The sequence below is a fragment of the Aquibium carbonis genome (assembly GCF_003970795.1).
GTDB lineage: Bacteria > Pseudomonadota > Alphaproteobacteria > Rhizobiales > Rhizobiaceae > Aquibium > Aquibium carbonis.
This window is the reverse complement of record NZ_RWKW01000002.1, coordinates 1-19,584: the sequence shown is the minus strand read 5'-3', so window position 1 is coordinate 19,584 and position 19,584 is coordinate 1. Positions and strand designations below refer to the sequence as shown.

Below are 19,584 nucleotides of genomic sequence, written 5' to 3'. Positions count from 1 at the left end.
GGATCAGGCGCCGACGCCGGTGATGCGCGGCGGCGCGGCATCGAAGCCTTCGCCCACGGCCATGACGCAGGACAGACCATCGGTTCCCGTGGCGAGGATCGTCCAGGTTCCGCCGGGCGACACGAAGATCTCCATAACGGCGTCCTGGTCGACGAGGCCCGAGGCCAGCGGCTGCTCGCGGAACTCGCGGTCGAGGTCCTGCACCATCTGCTCGCGCTCGCCGCACAGATTGAGACTGGCGGTCGGGCCGGAGGGCTGGGACACCGAAGCCGGCTCGGAATAGGCGAAACGCTCCGGGAGCGGCGCGGTGTCGGGACGTGCGTTGTCCTGTGCGGCGATGGCCACGGCGCTGACGGCGATGATGGCGGTGAACGCGGCGGCGGCGGGAAGATGCTTCATGGTACAGGTCTCCTGTCGCTGCGCATGCGCGCAGCGTCGCGGCGCCTTGCCGGCGCGGTTGCGATTGGTCTGATTCCATTCGCCGAGGTAGCGATCTCAGCGGTCAAGTAACGATTTGAACCGTTAAGTCACGGAGACGGCCCTGCGTTCCATCGAATCGTTCACGAAATCATGACGCGGCGCAACGGAACCTTGCCTGGTGCGGCACTGGAGGGGAAAGCACGTTGGCTTGCGTGCGGAATGGCGCCGGCGACATGCGCTGCCATCGAGGGGTCAGCGAGGGTCTGCCGCACGGTCGGACATGATCGAGGGGCGCGACCGGGTCGCGCCCCTCCTCATCGAGTATCGGGATAGGCTGGTTACTTCATCGTGGGGATGACGAATTCCGCGCCGTCCTTGACGCCGGAGGGCCAGCGCGAGGTGACGGTCTTGGTCTTGGTGTAGAAGCGGAAGGCGTCGGGGCCGTGCTGGTTCAGGTCGCCGAAGGCCGAGCCCTTCCAGCCGCCGAAGGTGTAGTAGGCGATCGGCACCGGGATCGGCACGTTGATGCCGACCATGCCGACCTGGACGCGAGAGGCGAAGTCGCGGGCGGCGTCGCCGTCGCGGGTGAAGATCGCGACGCCGTTGCCGTATTCGTGCTCGTTCGGCAGCTTCAGAGCGTCCTCGTAGGTGGCGGCACGGACGACCGACAGCACGGGGCCGAAGATCTCCTCCTTGTAGATGCGCATCTCGGGCTTCACGTCGTCGAAGAGACAGCCGCCCATGTAGTAGCCGTTCTCGTAGCCCTGCATCTTGAAGCCGCGGCCGTCGACGACGAGCTTGGCGCCTTCCTCGATGCCGAGATCGACGTAGCCCTTGACGCGGTCGAGCGCCTGCTGCGTGACCAGCGGGCCGAAATCGGCGGAACTGTCGGTCGAGGGGCCGACCTTCAGGCTCTCTACGCGCGGGATCAGCCGCTCGATCAGGCGGTCGGCGGTCTCCTTGCCGACGGGCACGGCGACGGAGATCGCCATGCAGCGCTCGCCGGCCGAGCCGTAGCCGGCGCCGATTAGGGCGTCGACGGTCTGGTCCATGTCGGCGTCGGGCATGATGATCATGTGGTTCTTGGCGCCGCCGAAGCACTGGGCGCGCTTGCCGGTCGCCGCCGCGCGCGAATAGAGGTACTGCGCGATCGGGGTCGAGCCGACGAAGCCGACTGCCTTGATGTCGGGATCGTCGAGGATGGCGTCGACCACCTCCTTGTCGCCGTTGACGACGTTGAGGATGCCGGCCGGCAGGCCTGCCTCGAGGAAGAGTTCGGCGATGCGCATCGGCACGCCCGGATCGCGCTCCGACGGTTTCAGGATGAAGGCGTTGCCGCAGGCGATGGCCGGGCCGATCTTCCACAGCGGAATCATCGCCGGGAAGTTGAACGGCGTGATGCCGGCGACGACGCCGAGCGGCTGGCGCATTGAGTAGACGTCGATGCCGGGGCCGGCCGCGTCGGTGAACTCGCCCTTCATCATGTGCGGGGCGCCGATGCAGACCTCGATCACCTCCAGGCCGCGCTGGATGTCGCCCTTGGCGTCGGCGATGGTCTTGCCGTGCTCGCGGGCGAGCAGTTCGGCCAGCGAGTCGTATTCGTTCTGGACGAGTTCGAGGAACTTCATCAGCACGCGCACGCGGCGCTGCGGGTTCATGGCGCCCCAGGCCGGTTGCGCCGCCTTGGCGTTCTCGACCGCCTGGCGCAACTCGGCCTTGGAGCCGAGCGCGACGCGCCCGCGCACCGTGCCGTCCATGGGCTGCATGATGTCCTGCTCGCGCCCGCTGGTGCTGGCTACGTGCTTGCCGCCGATATAGTGCCCTACGACCTGCATGGTTTCACTCCCTGGAAATACGGATTTGCGGGGTTTTCTGATCGCCATTGTCCCGCGTCGCGACCGCGAAAGCAATGCGAAGGGCAAAGCACCTGTTGTGCGGAAAACGGCACTCGAAGGGCGGTGGACTTTAATCGGCGCAAATGCTCTGCTTCGCAAGAGGAGGCGGACCGGCATGAACTGGGACGACGTGCGCATCTTTCTCGCGGTTGCGCGGGCGGGACAAATTCTCGGCGCGGCCCGGCGGCTCGAGCTCAACCACGCGACGGTGTCGCGCCGGGTCGCCGCGCTGGAAGACAGCCTCCGGACGAAGCTTTTCCGGCGGCTGACCACCGGCAGCGAACTCACGCAGGCCGGTGAACGCTTCCTGGCGGTGGCGGAGCGCATGGAAGCGGACATGATCGCCGCGCGCGCCGACCTTGCGGACGAGGATGATGCGGTGTCGGGCATCGTGCGGATCGGCGCTCCCGACGGATTCGGGACGGTGTTCCTGGCGCAGCGGCTCGGCGGTCTCACCGCGCGGCATCGCGACCTGTCCATTCAGCTCGTGCCGGTGCCCCGCTCCTTCTCGCTGTCGCGCCGCGAGGCCGACATCGCCATCACCGTCGAGCGGCCGACCGAGGGTCGGCTGGTGGCGTCGAAGCTCGTCGACTATTCGTTGGGGCTCTATGCATCGCGCGCCTATGCCGAGGAGCACGGCTTGCCCGCCGATCCATCCGAACTGGGCCGGCACCGGCTCGTCGGCTATGTCGGCGACCTGACGATCAGCCCAAGCCTCGACTATGCCGCCGAATTCGACCCGGGCTGGGCGGCGCGGTTCCAGATCTCCTCGGCGCTCGGCCAGACCGAAGCCGTGCGCGCCGGGGCCGGCATCGGCATCCTGCACACATTCATCGCGCGCATGCATCCGGAACTTGTGCCGGTGCCGTGCTCGCCGCCGATCCGCCGCGCCTACTGGCTGGTCTATCACGAGACGGTGCGGCCGCTGCGGCGGGTCCAGGCGGTCGCGTCCTTCATCAGCGGCGAAGTCGAGAAAGCCCGCGGACAATTCGCCTGAAACGCCTGCCGTTACGGCATTAAGGCAAAATTCAGCGAAACCGCGCAGGATCGATCGTGACTGGGGACTATGCCATGTACAGGTTCGATCCTGCTGGACGGCGGGTTGCCGATCCGCAACGACCAGCGAGCGACGATACGCGCCTTCGCGACAATCTCGCACGCCTCGCCTTGGCCCACGAACGCGCGGCCGCACAGCTCGAGCGGGTCGACCCCATCACCGGCCTGCCGACACGGGCGCGCTTCATGGCCGACTTCGCCGGCGCCATCGACGATGGAAGCCGCTCGCTCGTTCTGGTGACCCTCGCCGACGGGCGGCACTTCAACGAATTGCAGCGCGCGCTCGGCCATTCCTACTCGGAAGACTTCATCCGCGCGGGTGCTGATCGTCTCCTGGCGCTGCTGCCGCCGGAAACGACGCTCTACCAGGTCAGCTTGCTGACCTTCGCGGTGTTCTGCCGCGAGGCGGCCCAGTCCAACGCACCGATCGAACTGGTGGGAGAGATCGCACGGGCGTTCCGCCCCTCGATCGTCTGCAACAACATTCCCGTCGACACGCGGGCCGGCATCGGCGTGGCGGCGCTGACACCAGGCGCGTCGCCCGGAGAACTCCTGCGGGCCACGCTCGCCGCCGCACAGGACAGCCGGAAGGGGTTCGCCGGTTGGGCGCTCTATGACCGCGGGTCCGACGAGGCGCAGCTGCGCGCCTTCCGCCTGTTGTCCGACCTGCCGGGCGCCTTGCGCTGCGAAGGGCAGGTGGACCTGCATTTTCAGCCGCGCATCGCCATGCAGGAAGGCGTTTGCGTCGGCGCCGAGGCGCTGATCCGCTGGACCCACCCGGAGTTCGGCGCCGTCCGGCCCTGCGAGTTCGTGCCCCTGGCGGAATCCACGGCTCTCATCGGGTCGCTGACGCGATGGGTGGTGTCCCGTGCCATCAAGGTCGCGTCTCGCTGGCAGGACGCCGGTCGCGACCTGCGGCTTTCGGTCAACCTGTCGCCGCGCAATCTGGAAGAGCCGCATTTCGTCGATTTCCTCGCAGCCGAGGCCAATCGCTTCGACGTCGATCCGTCCATGCTGGAGCTGGAGTTTACCGAAGGCGCCCTGGCATCGAACGCGGAGCTGATGCTGGACCAGATGTCGCGGCTCAAGCGGCTCGGCTTCACGATCGCGATCGACGATTTCGGCAGCGGATACTCGAACATGGGCATGCTCGGCGCCTTGCCGGCCCGAATTCTGAAGATCGACAAGTCCTTGCTGCAAGGGCTCGGGACCGACCGGCGCAAGCAGGTGCTGGTGCGCTCGATCATCCAGATGGCGCATGATCTCGACTACGAGGTGGTGGCGGAAGGGATCGAGAGCCGCGACGCGTTCCGCATGCTGTGCGGATGGGACTGCGACGCCGGTCAGGGCTACTTCATGAGCAAGCCGCTGCCGCTGGCCGATTTCGACCGCTGGTACGCTCAGCGCGGCAGCCGCCAGGTGTTCTACGACTGACGGCGACCGCCGTCAGGAGGCCAGCGTCGCCGTTTCGGGCGCATCAGCGCGGCTTCTGCCGCAAGGGACATACCTCCGTGGCGCGCCTTACGCCGCGAAGGCACATGCCTCCATGGCGCGGCTTACGCCGCGCCGGCCGACCGCTGCTTTTCGAAGCGCTTGCGCTCGTTCGGATCGAGATAGAGCTTGCGCAGGCGGATCGACTTCGGCGTCACTTCCACCAGTTCGTCATCCTGGATCCAGGCGAGCGCGCGCTCCAGCGTCATGCGGATCGGCGGGGTGAGGCGCACGGCCTCGTCCTTGCCGGCGGCGCGGATGTTGGTGAGCTTCTTGCCCTTGAGCACGTTCACTTCGAGGTCGTTGTCGCGGCTGTGGATGCCGATGATCATGCCCTGATAGACCTTGACGCCCGCGTCGATCACCATCGGGCCGCGGTCCTCGAGGTTCCACATGGCGAAGGCGACGGACTCGCCCTGCTCGTTGGAGATCAGCACGCCGTTGGTGCGGCCCGGCAGCTCGCCCTTGTAGGGCTGGTAGGAATGGAACAGCCGGTTCATCACCGCCGTGCCGCGCGTGTCGGTCAGCAGTTCCGACTGGTAGCCGATCAGGCCGCGCGTCGGCGCATGGAAGACAAGACGCTGCCGGTTGCCGCCGGAGGGGCGCAGCTCGACCATGTCGGCCTTGCGCTCGCTCATCTTCTGCACGACGATGCCCGCGTGCTCCTCGTCGACGTCGATGACGACTTCCTCGATGGGCTCCAGCAGCTGGCCATTCTCGTCGTTCTGCATCACGACGCGGGGCCGCGACACGGCGAGTTCGAAGCCTTCGCGACGCATCGTCTCGATCAGAACCGCAAGCTGCAACTCGCCGCGGCCGGAGACGTAGAAGGAATCCTTCTCGGTCGATTCCTCGATCTTCAGCGCGACGTTGCCTTCGGCCTCGCGCAGCAGGCGGTCGCGGATGACGCGGCTGGTGACCTTGTCGCCCTCGGTGCCGGCCAGCGGGCTGTCGTTGACGATGAAGGACATGGTGACGGTCGGCGGGTCGATCGGCTGCGCATGCAGCGGCTCGCTGACCGAAGTGTCGCAGAACGTGTCGGCGACGGTGCCCTTGGATAGACCGGCAATGGCGACGATATCGCCCGCCTGGGCCTCGTCGACCGGCTGGCGCTCGAGGCCGCGGAAAGCGAGAATCTTCGAGATGCGACCGGTTTCCACCAGCGAGCCGTCGTTTGCGAGCACCTTGACCGGCTGGTTGGACTTGAGCGTGCCGGACTCGATGCGGCCGGTGATGATGCGGCCGAGGAAGGGGTTTGCCTCCAGGAGCGTGCCGATCATGCGGAACGGACCGGGATGCACCGTCGGCGCCGGCACGTGCTTGACGATCAAGTCGAACAGCGGCCCGAGACCCTGATCCTTCGGCCCCTCGGGGTTTTCGGCGACCCAGCCGTCGCGGCCGGACCCATAGAGGATCGGGAAGTCGAGCTGCTCGTCGGTGGCGTCGAGCGCGGCGAAAAGGTCGAACACCTCGTTGACGACTTCCACGTGGCGGGCATCCGGACGGTCGATCTTGTTGATTACAACGATCGGACGCAGGCCGACCTTGAGCGCCTTGCCGACCACGAACTTGGTCTGCGGCATGGGGCCTTCGGCTGCGTCGACCAGCACGATGGCGGAGTCCACCATCGACAGGATGCGCTCGACCTCGCCGCCGAAATCGGCGTGGCCGGGGGTATCGACGATGTTGATGCGCGTGTCCTTCCACTCCACCGAGGTGGCCTTGGCGAGAATGGTGATGCCGCGCTCTTTTTCGAGATCGTTGGAATCCATCGCGCGCTCGGCCACGCGCTGGTTCTCTCGGAACGAGCCGGACTGCTTCAGGAGATTGTCGACCAGCGTGGTCTTGCCATGGTCGACGTGCGCGATGATCGCGATATTGCGGAGGTTCATGATATCACTCGGGGGTACGTGGCGGGCGCGGCATGGGCGCACCGCAGTTCGTGTTGGGCCGGCTCATACAAGCTTTTTCGCATTTGCGAAAGGGGCAGGCGCAAAGGCTGATCCGATGGCCGCCGATTTTTCCGCCCGCGAGACGGAACGTTAACCTTGGCTGGTCGTTAATGGGCGTGATGACCCAAAATCCGCTCACCCTCCGCTTCGCGATCCTCGCCCTCCTCGCCGGAGCGCTCGTCGCATTCTCGCCGATCGGCGGGAGCGCGCGGCAGGCCGCTGACGACCCGGTGGTGGAGGCGCCTGCGCCGGAGATGGAAACCCTGGAGGAAATGGCCTGGGTCGATCCGGTCATCACCGGGCCGGTGTCGCCCGCCTACAGGCGCCTGCGCGAGCAGGCGGGCTGCGATACGGCCACCTGGCCGAACATCCCCCACATCTGCTTTCCCGGGCGACGCTGATCCCGCCGAAGGATCGCCCTGGCCTCAGTGCGCCATGGCGGCCGAGCGCAGCATCATCAGTTCGCTGATGTTCTCGAACGTCACATAGCCGATCAGCCGCTTCTCGCCATCGACGATGGCGACGGCCGGCGATCCGCTCTTTTGCAGCGCTTCCAGCGCTTCGGTCAGGCTTCCCGCCTCTCGCAACTGGGGAATAGCGCTGGTCATGACGTCCAGCACGGGCGTGCCCGGACCGCCCTGCGCGAGACCCTGAACCAGTGCGGAGCGGGTCAGGACACCGCGAAGACGGCCGGCGCCGTCGACCACCGGAAATTCGTGCTGGGTGGTGCGCAAGAGCGCATCGCCGGCGTCCTGAAGCGTCGAGTCCGGCCCCAGCGTCTCGAAACTCGTGATCATCGCCTCGCGGATGGTGACCGACCGGGCGGCGTCCTGAAGGCCGATGGCCTGCGTCTCGGCCGTCGCGGCCAGATAGACGAAAATTCCCACGAAGATCAGCAGCGGATTGCCGCCGACGAGACCGAGGAAGCCGAAGGCGAAGGCGGCAACCTGTCCCACGGTGCCGGCGATTTCGGTGGCGCGCACCCGCGAGTAGCGGGTCGCCAGCAAGGCGCGCAGGACGCGGCCTCCGTCCATCGGGAAGGCGGGAATGAGGTTGAAGAGCACCAGCACGACGTTGATCGACGCCAATCGGGCGAGAAAACCGGCTGCCGGGTTCTCCAGTGCTGCCAGCGCTTCGCCTGAGACCTGGGCCCCCAGGATGACGATCAGGACGCCTGCGATGACGACGTTGACCGCGGGACCGGCCAACGCCACGATGATCTCCTCCGACGGCTTTTCCGGCATGCGCTCGAGTTCCGCCACGCCGCCGATCGGTAGCAGCGTGATGCGCGGGGTACGGATCCCGTAGCGCTTGGCAGCGACCGCATGGCCGAATTCATGCAGCACCACACAGGCGAAAACTGCGATGATGAAGGCGACGCCCTCGACGGCTGCTCCGCTGCCGCCGCTCTGGTAGGCGGCGATTCCGATCCAGAGCAGCAGCAGGAAGAACGTCACGTGGATCCTGAGCTCGCTGCCGGCGATGCGCCCGATGGGAAAAGACCATTTCATCGCGGTGCAACTCCTCGATTATCGCTGGAGACCCATTGTCCGTTCCAACCTATGCCTTCAACGAGCGCCTGACGAGGTGGCGCGGTTGAAAGTCTCAGCAATAGCTCTCCGGACCGATCCCCTGCGCCTCCGAGTAACGCGCGCCGTGGGCGAAGCCGACGGGCAGGATGCGATCGATCTCCGCCATGTCCTCGGCCGTCAGGCGGATGTCGGCAGCGGCCGCGTCCTGCTCCAGATGCTTGACGGTGCGGGTGCCCGGGATGGGGACCAGATGGTCGCCGCGGTGAAGCGTCCAGGCGATGGCCAGCGACGGCACCGACCAGCCTCGCGCCCGCGCGAAGGCGCGAAACCTGTCGATATGGGCGGCATTGGCGGCGTAGTTGGGTTCCATGAAGCGTGGATTGGTCTTGCGAAAATCCGACTGGCCAAAGCTCGACGGATCGACCGGAACGTCCGAGAAGATGCCGCGACCGACGGGCGAGAAGGGGACGAAGGCGACACCCAGCCGCTTGCAGGCCTGGATCAGTCCGAGTTCCGGAAGCCGGGTCCAGAGCGAATACTCGTTCTGCACCGCCATGACGGGATGCACGGCGCAGGCACGCTCGAGCGTCGACGGCGCGACTTCGGAAAGGCCGATGCCGCCGATCTTGCCCTCTTCCTTGAAGCGGACCAGCGTTTCCATCGCGTCCTCGATCGGCACCTCCTGATCGCGGCGATGCAGGTAGAAGAGCTCGACATGATCGACGCCGAGGCGTTTCAGCGAGCCTTCCAGCGCCTCGCGCAGGTAGCCCGGCTTGTTGTCGAAATGGCGCGTCGGCTGGGTGCGGATGCCGGCCTTGGTCGCGATGGTGAACCGTCCGGGGTGATCCTTGATGAACGAGCCGATGATCTCCTCCGACAGGCCGTTGCCGTAGATGATCGCCGTGTCGAGATGCGTGACGCCGAGTTCCAGCGCGCGGTTCAGCACCGCCAGGCTCTCCGCCCTGTCCGCCGGGCCATAGGCACCGGCAAAGCTCATGCACCCCAGGCCGACGGCCCCGACCATCGGTCCGTCGCTACCGAGTTGACGCTGCTGCATTCCCTGTCCTTCTCGTCGATATTGCCTTGGGGCGATTTGAAACCGTGCTTCCCGAGGTCGATGCCTCCATCCTCCGATCGACTTTCGGCGCCGGATCGGGAGTGTCGGAGGAGCGTTCAGCCCAGTCCACGCTTCCTCATCATCGCATCGGGTGACGGCATCTTGCCGCGAAAGGCGGTGTAGAGCTCTTCGGGGTCGCGCGACCCGCCGGCGGCGTAGATATGCTTGCGCAGGCGCTCGGCCGTGTCCCTGTCGAACGGGTCGCCCGTCTCCTCGAAGGCCGAGAACGCATCGGCGTCGAGCACCTCCGACCACATGTAGGAATAGTAGCCGGCCGAATAGCCGTCGCCCGAAAACACATGAGCGAAGTGCGGTGTACGGTGGCGCATGGCGATGGCATCCGGCATCCTGAGGCGCGCCAGCATCTCCTGTTCGAAGGCGAGCGGGTCCTCGGGGGCGTCCTCGGCGGCATGGTAGGCCATGTCGATCAAGGCCGAGGCGGCGAACTCCACCGTTGCAAATCCGGCTCCGAAGGTTCTCGCCGCCGCCATGCGATCCATGAGTTCGCGCGGCATGGGCTCGCCCGTCTCGGCGTGTCGTGCGTGCTTCTCGATCACGTGCGGTACGGTCAGCCAGTGCTCGTAGAGCTGGGAGGGAAGTTCCACGAAGTCGCGCGAGACGCCGGTGCCGGACACCGATGGCCAGGTGACGTCGCTCAGCATGCCGTGCAGCGCATGGCCGAACTCATGGAACAGGGTGTGCGCCTCGTCGATCGAAAGCAGCGCTGCCTCGCCCTGCGGCGCCTTGGCGAAATTCATCACGTTGTAGATGATCGGTGTCGATCCGTCGCCGAGCGACCAGCCGCCGCGGAGCGAACTCATCCAGGCGCCCGAACGCTTGGAGGGACGGTTGAAGTAGTCGGCGAGAAAGACGGCCCGATGCGAGCCGTCGGCGTTCTTCACCTCAAACACGCGCACGTCCGGGTGCCAGGCGGCGATGCCCATCTTCTCCTCGAAGGTCAGGCCGAAAAGCTGGTTGGCGACGTCGAAGCAGGCGGCGATCACGTTTTCGAGCTTGAAATAGGGCTTCAGCTGCTGCTCGTCGAAGGCATAGCGTTCCGACCGCAGCTTTTCCTGGTAGTAGCGCCAATCCCACGGCGCCAGAGGCTCGTTCAGCCCGCCGGCCGTGGCAATCCGCGTCAGTTCGGTCTGGTCTTCTGCAACCTTCTCCAGCGCCTTTTCCCAGACGGGATCGAGAAGCCGGGCCACGGCATCCGGGGTCTTGGCCATGGTGTTGTCCAGCTTGAGTGCGGCGTAGGATGGATATCCCAGCAGCTTCGCCTTTTCGCTTCGCAGGCGAAGCATGCTGGCCACCACGCCGCGGTTGTCGCTGTCGCCTTCATTCTCGCCACGAGCGGCGAAAGCCCGAAAAGCCGCTTCGCGGAGGTCGCGACGGTCGGAAAAGGTCAGGAACGGTTCCAGGATGGACCGCGACAGGGTGACGGCGAACTTGCCGTCCTGGCCGCGTGACGAGGCTGCTTCCGCCATCGAACTGCGGAGAGAGTGCGGCAGACCCGCCAGATCGGTCTCATCGAGGAACAGCGCAAAGGAGCGCTCGTCGGCCAGCACGTTCTGCCCGAAGCGGGCGCCAAGCGAGGCCAGTTCCTCGTTGATGGCGGCGAGGCGCTTCTTGTCGGCGTCACCGAGCTTCGCGCCGGAGCGCACGAAACCTTTCCATGTCAGTTCCAGCACGCGAGCGGTTTCGGCGTCGAGGTCGAGTTCGGAGCGGCGGGCGTACAGGTCGTCGATGCGCGCAAACAGCCTCTCGTTCATGCCGATCGCCGAGTAGTGCCTCGCCATGCGGGGCGAAATCGCCCGCTCCAGTGCCTGGATCGTATCGTTGGTGTCGGCGCCGGCCTTGCACCAGAAGATCGCGGAGACCCGTCCGAGCGGCTTGCCGGCGAGTTCGAGCGCCGCCAGCGTGTTCACGATCGTCGGCGCCTCCGGGTTGGCGGCAATCGCCTCGATCTCCGCGTCATGCGCGACGAAACAGGCGTCGAAAGCTGCTTCGAAGGTGTCGTCGGTGATCTTCTGGAAGTCCGGGAGGCCCAGAGGACCGGTCCAATCGACAAGCGGAGAAGGGGCGGAGGCAGTCATGTCGATCATGCAGGGTTCCTTCGGGACTGGCCCCCGATGTAGGGCGGTGGCGCGCACCGCGCAACGGGCTTGACGGTTCCAGGCGTCTTTTGTACGTACGCCTTATTATAAGTCATGCTTATCATTAACGGTTCCGGTTCGATCATGTCGCAGCCCTTCGATTCCGACACGCTGGGGTTCCTCATTTCCGACGTGGCGCGGTTGTTTCGCGCCGAGGTGGAGAGACGCATCGCCGCCGCGGGCGTGGCCGTGACGCCGGGCGAGGGGCGAGCGCTGGCCAATGTCGCGCGCTGCGGAACCGTGCGGCAGAATGTGCTCGCCGAACGCATGGGCGTCGAGGCGATGACGCTGTCGGGCTATCTCGATCGGCTGGAGAGCCGTGGGTTGGTCACGCGGACGGCCGACCCGATCGATCGACGCGCAAAGCTCGTGCAGCTGACCCCGCAGGCCGAGGACGTGCTGGTGGAAGTTCGCGCCATCGGCGCGGCGATGCGGGAAGACCTGACCGGAAGGATGGGCGTCGAACGCTGGGACGAGCTCATCGGCGCGCTGAAGGTGTTGCGAGAGGAACTCTCGACGATGAAGGGCGACGCGCCGCGATCGGGAGAGCCGTCATGAACGCGCCGGTTTCCGTGCCGCCCACCGTGATGAGCGAACGCCGCGTCGGGCTCATCGGCGCGCTGATGGTCGCCGTCGGCCCGGTGTCGATGGCGCTCTACACGCCGGCCATGCCGGAGATCGTCCATGCCTTCGGCACCACCGAGGCGGCGGTCAAGCTCAGCCTTTCGCTCTACTTCGCCGGCTTCGCGCTGTCGCAGCTGGTCTGCGGCCCGCTGTCGGACGGGTTCGGCCGAAAACCGGTCGTGCAGGGCTTCATGGCGATCTATCTGCTGGCCAGCCTGGTGGCGCTGGTCGCGCCCACGGTCGAGATCCTGATCGCCGCCCGTTTCTTCCAGGGCGTGGGGTCGGCGGTCGGCATCGCGATCTCGCGGGCCCTGATCCGCGACCTCTTCCATGACGACCGTGCCGCGCGGATCATGAACCTGCAGGCCATCGTGCTCGCAGTCGGTCCCGCCTTTTCGCCGACCATTGGCGGCCTCATCATGATCGCGGCCGGCTGGCATGCCATCTTCCTGGCCATGCTGGCGCTCGGCATCGCCGTGGTTCTGGTGGTCCAGTTCGGCCTCAGCGAGACGGTCGAGCGGGACACCTCGCGGATCCGGCCCGCCGCTCTGGCAAAGTCCTATGCGACGCTGTTCGGCAGCCCCTATTTCGTCCTGTCCAGCCTTGTCATCACCGGCACGGTCGGTTCGCTCTATACGCTGGCCACGGTTCTGCCCTTTCTCCTGATGGATCGGGTGGGCCTGTCGCCCACCGAGTTCGGGCTCGGCATGCTGCTGCAGTCGGGCAGCTTCTTCACCGGTTCGCTCATCGTGCGGCGGTGTCTGCAGGTCATGCCCGCGCCGCGGCTGGTGCCTTTCGGTCTTGGCTGCGTCGCGGTCGCCTGCGTGGCCCTCGCGGTGCTGCTGCGCGTCGCGCCGCCGAGCTTTTTGTCCATCATGGTGCCCATCGGCCTCTTCGCCTTCGGCATCGCCTTCATCATGCCGGCCATGATGGTGGCGTCGATCGCGCCGTTTCCGCACATCGCGGGGGCGGCTGCGTCGATCTCCGGCTTCATGCAGATGGGCGGCGGGCTGGTCGGCGGCACGGCCGCGGCGATGATCGGCGAACCGGTGACCGCCGCCGCGACGGTGATCCCGGCGATGGGCTTCATCGCCATCCTGTCATGGCTGATCTGGCGGCTGTTGCCCGAACCGCCGTCCGTCGCGCGCCTGTCCGGCTGACCACCTTTCGGGTAGGGCAGCCGCGCCATTGGCGCGCGCTTTGCCCTTCGCGTCATCCCGGTGGTACAGCGATGCTTCCACTCCTCCACCGCGCGGGATCGATTCGATGATCGGGAAGCTCAAGGGAACGCTCGACGAGATCGCCGAGGACCATTGCGTGGTCGACGTGCATGGCGTCGGCTACGTCGCCTACTGCCCGGCGCGAACACTGTCGAAACTGCCCGGCATCGGCGAGGCCGTCGTCCTGTACATCGAAACCTATGTCCGCGAGGACATGATCCGGCTCTACGGCTTCGGCTCGGCGCTGGAACGCGAGTGGTTCCGCCTGTTGCAGAACAACGTCCCCGGCGTCGGCGCCAAGGTGGCGCTGGCGGTGCTGTCGACCCTGACGGCCTCCGAACTCGCCAACGCGGTGGCGCTGCGCGACATCGCCATGGTCGCCCGCGCACCCGGCGTCGGCAAGAAGGTGGCCGAGCGCATCGTCACCGAGCTGCGCGACAAGGCGCCGGCCTACACCGGTGAATCCGCGGCCGCGATGGGACTGAAGCAGGAGCTCGGCGAAGGCGTGGCGCCCGCGCCGGTGGCCGACGCGGTCTCGGCGCTGGTCAATCTCGGCTACTCGCGCGACGTCGCCGCGACCGCCATTGCCGCGGCGCTGAAGACCGCGGGCGACGGCGCGGATTCGGCGAAGCTGATCCGGGCCGGGCTGAAGGAGCTGGCGCGGTGATGTGCGTTGAAAAATGGTCGATTCCTTACTATCATTAAGCAAGTAAGGAGAGATGGCGATGTCGGCAAAGACCTACGAATCCCGCATCACCAGCAAGGGACAGACGACGATTCCGGTCGAGGTCCGCGAGCGTCTCGGGGTCGGCCCGGGGGACTCCATCCAGTTCGTCCTCATCGATGGACACTACGAGATCATTCCTCGAAACAGGCCGGTGGAGATCCTGTTCGGGCGCCTGCAGGACTATGCGATGCCGGATACGAGCCTGGCGGACTACCGGGATGCCGTCGAAGAGTATTTCGCAGGTCAGGATGGCGACCGTGGCGACAAGGACGAAGCCGCGTGATGCGTTTCGGCCTGGATGCCAACGTTCTGCTGCGGGCCTTGCTGAACGATCACCCTCGGCAGTCGCCGACGGCGCATGCTTTCCTGGCCAGCTTCGATGAAGAGCGGAGAGGCCATGTCGGCATCCCGGCCGTGCTGGAGATTTTCTGGGTCCTGCGCAGTCGCTACAGGGTGCCGCATCAGGCCCTCTGCGAGGCGATGCGCGATCTTCTGACGATCAGGTATCTCGAAATCGAAAACTCGGGCGCCGTGGCGCTGGCCCTGTCCATGTATCAGCGGCGCCGGTCGGGGTTCCAGGATGCCCTGCTCGCGGCACTGAACGCCGAGGCCGGCTGTGACTTCACCTACACGTTCGACTGTGACGCCGTGAAAGCCTTACCCGCCATGAAACTGCTCGAGGACGCTTCCTAGATGGGCTGGAAAGCAGCGAAACGCGCAGCGCAGGTCGAGCGGTGGCGATCGTCCGCATCGACGAAAGCCGAGCCATGACCACATCCCCCCGCCTCATCTCGTCGGAAAAGCGCGGCGAGGACGTCGACACCAACCTGCGGCCGCAGACGCTCGACGAGTTCGTCGGGCAGGCGGCGGCACGCGCCAACCTCAAAGTGTTCGTGGAGGCCGCGCGGGGCCGCGGCGAGGCGCTCGATCACGTGCTCTTCGTCGGTCCGCCCGGTCTCGGCAAGACGACGCTCGCCCAGATCATGGCCAAGGAGATGGGCGTCAACTTCCGCTCCACCTCCGGCCCGGTCATCGTCAAGGCGGGCGATCTCGCCGCCCTGCTCACCAATCTCGAAGACCGCGACGTGCTGTTCATCGACGAGATCCATCGGCTCTCGCCCGCGGTGGAGGAGATCCTCTATCCGGCGATGGAGGATTTCCAGCTCGACCTGATCATCGGCGAGGGGCCGGCGGCCCGCTCGGTCAAGATCGACCTCGCCCGCTTCACGCTGGTGGCCGCCACCACGCGGCTGGGGCTCATCACCAACCCGCTGCGCGACCGCTTCGGCATTCCGGTGCGGCTGAACTTCTACACCGTCGAGGAGCTGGAGCTGATCGTGCGGCGCGGCGCGCGCATCCTCGGCCTGCCGCTCAGCGACGACGGCGCGACCGAGATCGCGAGGCGCGCGCGCGGCACGCCGCGCATCGCCGGACGCCTGCTGCGCCGCGTGCGCGACTTCGCCACGGTGGCGGGCGCCGAGACGGTGACGCGCACCATCGCCGACGAGGCGCTGCTCAGGCTCGAGGTCGACGCGCTCGGCCTCGACAATCTCGACCGGCGGTATCTCTCAATGATCCTGCAGAATTTCGGCGGCGGGCCGGTCGGGATCGAGACCATCGCCGCAGGCCTCTCGGAACCGCGCGACGCCATCGAGGACATCATCGAGCCCTATCTGATCCAGCAGGGCTTCATCCAGCGCACTCCGCGCGGCCGCGTGCTCACCGCCAATGCCTGGAAGCACATGGGCCTGGAACCGCCGCGCAACATGGCGGTGGTGCAGGGACGGCTGTTCGAGGAGGAGTAGGGGGCCAATGGGGCCGGGCGCCCGACACTAAGGCGTCGGCAACCCCCGCACCACCTCCAGCACGTCGCCCTCCGCCGGCCGCCCGTCGAATTCCTCCACCACGCCGAACGCGCCGCCATAGCCCCAGATCGACCAGGAAAAGCCGTGGCTTTCGGCCAGCCGGATCATCGCGCGGTAGTAGGCGGCGCGCGACTTTGCCGGCATCACGAAGGCATTGTTCCATTCCTGGCGGATCATGCCGAATTCGCCGAGAAGAAGGTCGCGCGGGTCGATGCCGTGCCTGTCCGCCCATTCGGCGGCGATGCGGAAGGGCTCGCCCATGACTGCGTCCAGCTTCTGCGCGGTGTCGATGGTCGCCACCTGTTCGTCGAGATAGGCGAGCAGGCCCGCCCGGCGCAGTAGGGGCGCATTGCTTCGGATCGCGGCGCGGATCTTTTCCAGCGCGGCGTCGCGTTCGGCCTTGCTCGCCTCGTGCAGCGGAAAGGGCAGGCCGGTGACGTGTGGGATGAAGTCGCCGGCCCATGTTGCGCCCTGGTGGGTGAGCAGGAACGGCGCGTAGGAATGGAAGCTCCACAGGAGATTGTCGTCGGGCACGCCGCGCGGGTCGAGCCTCGCCAGTCCCTCGGCCGAGCCCCAGCAGCCGCCCGACAGCACCAGCGTCAGCCGAGTGGCGGCGGCGCGGGCGGCGGCGTGCAGGCGGCGCAGGCGCTCCGGCCAGAGGCTCTCGCCCGGTTCGCAGTCGATCACCGGCTCGTTCATGAGTTCCAGCGCCAGCATCGCCGGGTCCTCGCGCCTGAGCGTCGTGGCCATGCGGCGCACGAATTCGAGATAGCGGTCGAACAGCGCGGGATCGTCCATCACCTGGCCCATGCCGATCGATCGGTTGGAGCCGGCGGGGAAGAGGTGCAGGTCGACGATCACCTTCAGCCCGGCGCGGTTGACCATGCGGGCGGCTTCCAGCACCTCGTCGTAGAGCCGGTCGTGGAGGCGCGCGGAGGCCTGCGACAGGAAGGGCGAGGGGTCGACCGGCATCCGCAGGAAGTCGAAGCCGTCGGCCTTGAGTTTCGCCAGTCCCGCTCCGTCGAGTGTGCGGCGCCATTCGGGGTAGGGCAAAAGGGCCTCCTCCTCGCCCCAGCGGCTTTCGTCGGGCCAGGTCACCCAGATGTCGAGGTTGAGGCCGCGCCGCGCCTCGAAGGTCGCGGCGTGAACGGGCAGGACGGCCGCCAGCGTCATTGCCGCCAGCAGGAGCACGCGACAGAGCCGCGCCTTGATCGAGGCCGGCCGAAATGCCATCGAGGTCGGGAAGCGCCGCATGGCGGAACGAATGGCAGAGCCGACCGGCGAAGGAAAGCACGATGGCCGATCATGGTGAACGCGAGACCGGGCTGTCGGGCGAATTGACGCAGGAGGGGCACCGCCTGTCGGCGCGGGTCTATTATGCCGACACGGATTTTTCCGGTCTGGTCTATCACGCCCGCTACCTCGAGTTCCTGGAGCGGGGCCGTTCGGACTATCTGCGGCTGTGCGGCGTGCACCATACCGAACTGGCCGAGGGCGCGCATGGCGAACGGATCGTCTGGGTGGTCCGGCGGATGGAGATCGACTTCCGCAGCCCCGCCCGGATGGACGACGTGCTGACGATCGAGACCAGAACGGCGGAGATTTCGGGCGCCCGCATCGTGATGGCGCAGCGCATCCGCCGTGGCGAGGACGTGTTGATCGAGGCCCGGGTGGAGGCGGCGATCATCTCCGCCAGCGGCAGGCCACGGCGATTCCCCCGGGAGTGGATCGGACGTTTCCTGCCCACGGGGGATTGATCCCGGAGGCTGTGCTTCCTAACGAATGATTAACCATAATCATTCATGAATTCCTTCACGAAAATGCAGGTGACTGCCAACGCCTTCGTTTGACCAAGATTCACCGGATAAACCCCCGGATGGCGCAGTCGGCCGACGCTGGCACGTCTCGGGGAAGGCCTCCTGGAACTGCAGGCTTGCCGGCCGGGGCGCCGAACACACCATAGGACAGGATGTCGATGGAAACTCTTGCTCTCGCGGAGCCGCATGCCAACGTTTCGCTCTGGGCCCTCTTCTGGCAGGCCGGGTTCATCGTCAAGCTCGTCATGATCGGGCTACTTCTCGCATCGGTCTGGACCTGGGCGATCATCATCGACAAGGTCATTGCCTTCGGCCGGATGAAGACCGCGCTCAACCGGTTCGAAAAGACCTTCTGGTCGGGGCAGTCGCTCGAGGATCTGTACCGGACCTTGGCGGATCGCAGCACCAGCGGCATGGGCTCCATCTTCGTTGCGGCCATGCGCGAATGGAAGAAGAGCTTCGAGAAGGGTGCGCGCGCCCCGATGGGTTTGCAGACGCGCATCGACAAGGCGATGGACCTCGCGCTGACGCGCGAGATGGAAAAGCTGGAAGGCCGTCTCGGATTTCTGGCCACGATCGGCTCTGCCGCACCCTTCATCGGCCTCTTCGGCACCGTGGTCGGCATCATGACCTCGTTCCAGGCCATCGCCGGATCGAAATCCACCAGCCTCGCGGTGGTGGCGCCCGGTATCGCCGAGGCCCTGCTTGCCACCGCGATCGGGCTCCTGGCCGCCATTCCGGCGGTGATCGCCTACAACAAGCTGTCATCCGACGCGGGCAGACTGGGGGCTCGGATGGAAGGCTTCGCAGACGAGTTCTCCGCCATATTGTCGCGGCAGATCGATGAAAAGGTCGCGCAACGCGCCTGACGGAGTAAGCACGCCATGGGCATGTCGGTTGGAACGAGCGGCGGCGGCGGACGCGGGCACAGACGCCGCGGCCGCAAGCAGGTCCTGATATCGGAAATCAACGTCACGCCGTTCGTCGACGTGATGCTGGTGCTGCTCATCATCTTCATGGTGGCCGCGCCGCTGCTCACCGTCGGGGTCCCGATCGACCTGCCCGAGACGCAGGCACGGGCGCTCAACGCCGAGACGCAGCCGATCACCGTCTCTATCAACGAGGAAGGCCGCATCTTCCTTCAGGAAACCGAAATCCCGATCGAAGAGGTGGTGGCGAAACTCGAGGCCATCGCCCAGACGGGCTACGAGGAGCGCATTTACGTGCGCGGCGACCGCAATGCCGACTACGGCACGGTGATGCGCGTCATGGCGCGCATCTCGGCCGCCGGTTTCCGCAACCTCGGCCTTGTTACCTTGCAGGAGCAGGACAGCTGACGCAGATGCGTTTCGGTTTCGCCACCTCCGCGGTCCTACACGTTCTCGTTCTCGGAGCGGGCATGGTGTCGCTGTCGTCGCCGAAGCCCTATGACGTGCTCGACGTGGAGTCGCTGCCGATCGACATCGTGCCGATCGAGGAAATCACGCGGGTTCTGGAGGGCGACAAGCAGGCGCCGCTCGCCGAGACGCCCGCGCCGCGGCCGACGACGCGTCCCGCTGTCGTGCCGGACGCGCAGCGGTTCGGCGAGAATTCGCAGGACACCCAGGCGCCGCCGACCCCGGACCCGAAACCGCGCGAAGTCCAGACCGCGGCGCTGCCCCAGGCTTCGCCGGAACCCGCGCCGCGTCCCGAACCGGTCGTGCGTCCCGAAC

General features: G+C 66.5%; 19 protein-coding genes and 1 pseudogene. 13 read left to right on the top strand and 7 right to left on the bottom strand.

Annotated features, from left to right (window positions below):
- Positions 1-3: 3 nt before the first annotated feature.
- Positions 4-399 (bottom strand): hypothetical protein, encoded by a 396-nt coding sequence (locus tag EJC49_RS00505; protein ID WP_126697492.1) that lies wholly within the window; start codon positions 397-399, stop codon positions 4-6.
- A gap of 359 nt (positions 400-758) precedes the next feature.
- The gene (locus EJC49_RS00500; RefSeq protein ID WP_126697491.1) at positions 759-2,255 is read right to left on the bottom strand and encodes a CoA-acylating methylmalonate-semialdehyde dehydrogenase; all 1,497 of its coding nucleotides are present in this window, start codon (positions 2,253-2,255) and stop codon (positions 759-761) included.
- A 175-nt stretch (positions 2,256-2,430) separates the two neighbouring features.
- Between EJC49_RS00500 and EJC49_RS00495 the strand changes: the two genes are divergently transcribed.
- Entirely contained in the window at positions 2,431-3,312 is an 882-nt protein-coding gene (locus EJC49_RS00495) for a LysR family transcriptional regulator (RefSeq protein ID WP_126697490.1), read from the top strand.
- 56 nt (positions 3,313-3,368) lie between these two features.
- On the top strand, positions 3,369-4,805 hold the full coding sequence (locus EJC49_RS00490; RefSeq protein ID WP_126697489.1) for a putative bifunctional diguanylate cyclase/phosphodiesterase: 1,437 nt from the start codon (positions 3,369-3,371) through the stop codon (positions 4,803-4,805).
- 122 nt (positions 4,806-4,927) lie between these two features.
- Here the strand turns inward: EJC49_RS00490 and typA are convergent, their stop codons facing one another.
- A complete protein-coding gene (typA, locus tag EJC49_RS00485) occupies positions 4,928-6,754 on the bottom strand; it encodes a translational GTPase TypA (protein ID WP_126697488.1) in 1,827 nt (608 codons plus the stop codon).
- Positions 6,755-6,786: 32 nt separating this feature from the next.
- On the opposite strand from typA, the gene EJC49_RS00480 reads away from it, so the two are divergent.
- Complete coding sequence (locus EJC49_RS00480) at positions 6,787-7,215, top strand: hypothetical protein (RefSeq protein ID WP_126697487.1); 429 nt, start codon at positions 6,787-6,789, stop codon at positions 7,213-7,215.
- Between the two features lie 24 nt (positions 7,216-7,239).
- Here the strand turns inward: EJC49_RS00480 and EJC49_RS00475 are convergent, their stop codons facing one another.
- The 3 genes from EJC49_RS00475 to EJC49_RS00465 all read right to left on the bottom strand — a co-directional run bounded on the left by EJC49_RS00475 (position 7,240) and on the right by EJC49_RS00465 (position 11,568).
- Positions 7,240-8,325, bottom strand: a complete 1,086-nt coding sequence (locus EJC49_RS00475) for a site-2 protease family protein (protein ID WP_126697486.1) — start codon at positions 8,323-8,325, stop codon at positions 7,240-7,242.
- Between the two features lie 94 nt (positions 8,326-8,419).
- Positions 8,420-9,403, bottom strand: coding sequence for an aldo/keto reductase (locus tag EJC49_RS00470; RefSeq protein WP_126697485.1), 984 nt, complete (start codon positions 9,401-9,403; stop codon positions 8,420-8,422).
- A 116-nt stretch (positions 9,404-9,519) separates the two neighbouring features.
- Positions 9,520-11,568 (bottom strand): M3 family metallopeptidase, encoded by a 2,049-nt coding sequence (locus tag EJC49_RS00465; protein ID WP_210211729.1) that lies wholly within the window; start codon positions 11,566-11,568, stop codon positions 9,520-9,522.
- 135 nt (positions 11,569-11,703) lie between these two features.
- On the opposite strand from EJC49_RS00465, the gene EJC49_RS00460 reads away from it, so the two are divergent.
- The 6 genes from EJC49_RS00460 to ruvB all read left to right on the top strand — a co-directional run bounded on the left by EJC49_RS00460 (position 11,704) and on the right by ruvB (position 15,995).
- Positions 11,704-12,177: a MarR family winged helix-turn-helix transcriptional regulator gene (locus EJC49_RS00460; RefSeq protein ID WP_126697484.1), complete on the top strand. Its 474-nt coding sequence runs from the start codon at positions 11,704-11,706 to the stop codon at positions 12,175-12,177.
- Positions 12,174-13,403, top strand: a complete 1,230-nt coding sequence (locus EJC49_RS00455; protein ID WP_126697483.1) for a multidrug effflux MFS transporter — start codon at positions 12,174-12,176, stop codon at positions 13,401-13,403. The genes EJC49_RS00460 and EJC49_RS00455 overlap by 4 nt, the downstream gene beginning before the upstream one ends.
- Before the next feature lie 106 nt (positions 13,404-13,509).
- On the top strand, positions 13,510-14,130 hold the full coding sequence (gene ruvA, locus EJC49_RS00450) for a Holliday junction branch migration protein RuvA (protein WP_126697482.1): 621 nt from the start codon (positions 13,510-13,512) through the stop codon (positions 14,128-14,130).
- 58 nt (positions 14,131-14,188) lie between these two features.
- Positions 14,189-14,473: an AbrB/MazE/SpoVT family DNA-binding domain-containing protein gene (locus tag EJC49_RS00445; RefSeq protein ID WP_126697481.1), complete on the top strand. Its 285-nt coding sequence runs from the start codon at positions 14,189-14,191 to the stop codon at positions 14,471-14,473.
- Complete coding sequence (locus EJC49_RS00440) at positions 14,473-14,883, top strand: type II toxin-antitoxin system VapC family toxin (RefSeq protein ID WP_126697480.1); 411 nt, start codon at positions 14,473-14,475, stop codon at positions 14,881-14,883. Before EJC49_RS00445 ends, EJC49_RS00440 begins: the two co-directional genes overlap by 1 nt.
- A 74-nt stretch (positions 14,884-14,957) precedes the next feature.
- Positions 14,958-15,995, top strand: coding sequence for a Holliday junction branch migration DNA helicase RuvB (gene ruvB / locus EJC49_RS00435; protein WP_126697479.1), 1,038 nt, complete (start codon positions 14,958-14,960; stop codon positions 15,993-15,995).
- Between the two features lie 27 nt (positions 15,996-16,022).
- Here ruvB and EJC49_RS00430 read toward each other — a convergent pair whose 3' ends face one another.
- On the bottom strand, positions 16,023-17,288 hold the full coding sequence (locus tag EJC49_RS00430; RefSeq protein WP_126697478.1) for a glycoside hydrolase family 5 protein: 1,266 nt from the start codon (positions 17,286-17,288) through the stop codon (positions 16,023-16,025).
- Positions 17,289-17,350: 62 nt separating this feature from the next.
- Between EJC49_RS00430 and ybgC the strand changes: the two genes are divergently transcribed.
- The 4 genes and pseudogenes from ybgC to EJC49_RS00410 form a co-directional block, all read left to right on the top strand.
- Complete coding sequence (gene ybgC, locus EJC49_RS00425; protein ID WP_126697477.1) at positions 17,351-17,812, top strand: tol-pal system-associated acyl-CoA thioesterase; 462 nt, start codon at positions 17,351-17,353, stop codon at positions 17,810-17,812.
- A gap of 218 nt (positions 17,813-18,030) precedes the next feature.
- Positions 18,031-18,741 (top strand): protein TolQ, encoded by a 711-nt coding sequence (tolQ, locus tag EJC49_RS00420; RefSeq protein WP_126697476.1) that lies wholly within the window; start codon positions 18,031-18,033, stop codon positions 18,739-18,741.
- A gap of 15 nt (positions 18,742-18,756) precedes the next feature.
- Entirely contained in the window at positions 18,757-19,209 is a 453-nt protein-coding gene (gene tolR / locus EJC49_RS00415; protein WP_126697475.1) for a protein TolR, read from the top strand.
- Between the two features lie 5 nt (positions 19,210-19,214).
- Positions 19,215-19,584: pseudogene (locus EJC49_RS00410) on the top strand (hypothetical protein); the annotation flags it as partial.

Coding starts and splice junctions, on each gene's coding strand:
- EJC49_RS00505 (WP_126697492.1), bottom strand. CDS start 399: ATGAAGCATCTTCCCGCCGCCGCCGCGTTCACCGCCATCATCGCCGTC.
- EJC49_RS00500 (WP_126697491.1), bottom strand. CDS start 2,255: ATGCAGGTCGTAGGGCACTATATCGGCGGCAAGCACGTAGCCAGCACC.
- EJC49_RS00495 (WP_126697490.1), top strand. CDS start 2,431: ATGAACTGGGACGACGTGCGCATCTTTCTCGCGGTTGCGCGGGCGGGA.
- typA (WP_126697488.1), bottom strand. CDS start 6,754: ATGAACCTCCGCAATATCGCGATCATCGCGCACGTCGACCATGGCAAG.
- EJC49_RS00480 (WP_126697487.1), top strand. CDS start 6,787: ATGGGCGCACCGCAGTTCGTGTTGGGCCGGCTCATACAAGCTTTTTCG.
- EJC49_RS00475 (WP_126697486.1), bottom strand. CDS start 8,325: ATGAAATGGTCTTTTCCCATCGGGCGCATCGCCGGCAGCGAGCTCAGG.
- EJC49_RS00470 (WP_126697485.1), bottom strand. CDS start 9,403: ATGCAGCAGCGTCAACTCGGTAGCGACGGACCGATGGTCGGGGCCGTC.
- EJC49_RS00465 (WP_210211729.1), bottom strand. CDS start 11,568: ATGATCGACATGACTGCCTCCGCCCCTTCTCCGCTTGTCGATTGGACC.
- EJC49_RS00460 (WP_126697484.1), top strand. CDS start 11,704: ATGTCGCAGCCCTTCGATTCCGACACGCTGGGGTTCCTCATTTCCGAC.
- EJC49_RS00455 (WP_126697483.1), top strand. CDS start 12,174: ATGAACGCGCCGGTTTCCGTGCCGCCCACCGTGATGAGCGAACGCCGC.
- ruvA (WP_126697482.1), top strand. CDS start 13,510: ATGATCGGGAAGCTCAAGGGAACGCTCGACGAGATCGCCGAGGACCAT.
- EJC49_RS00445 (WP_126697481.1), top strand. CDS start 14,189: ATGTCGGCAAAGACCTACGAATCCCGCATCACCAGCAAGGGACAGACG.
- EJC49_RS00440 (WP_126697480.1), top strand. CDS start 14,473: ATGCGTTTCGGCCTGGATGCCAACGTTCTGCTGCGGGCCTTGCTGAAC.
- ruvB (WP_126697479.1), top strand. CDS start 14,958: ATGACCACATCCCCCCGCCTCATCTCGTCGGAAAAGCGCGGCGAGGAC.
- EJC49_RS00430 (WP_126697478.1), bottom strand. CDS start 17,288: ATGGCATTTCGGCCGGCCTCGATCAAGGCGCGGCTCTGTCGCGTGCTC.
- ybgC (WP_126697477.1), top strand. CDS start 17,351: ATGGCCGATCATGGTGAACGCGAGACCGGGCTGTCGGGCGAATTGACG.
- tolQ (WP_126697476.1), top strand. CDS start 18,031: ATGGAAACTCTTGCTCTCGCGGAGCCGCATGCCAACGTTTCGCTCTGG.
- tolR (WP_126697475.1), top strand. CDS start 18,757: ATGGGCATGTCGGTTGGAACGAGCGGCGGCGGCGGACGCGGGCACAGA.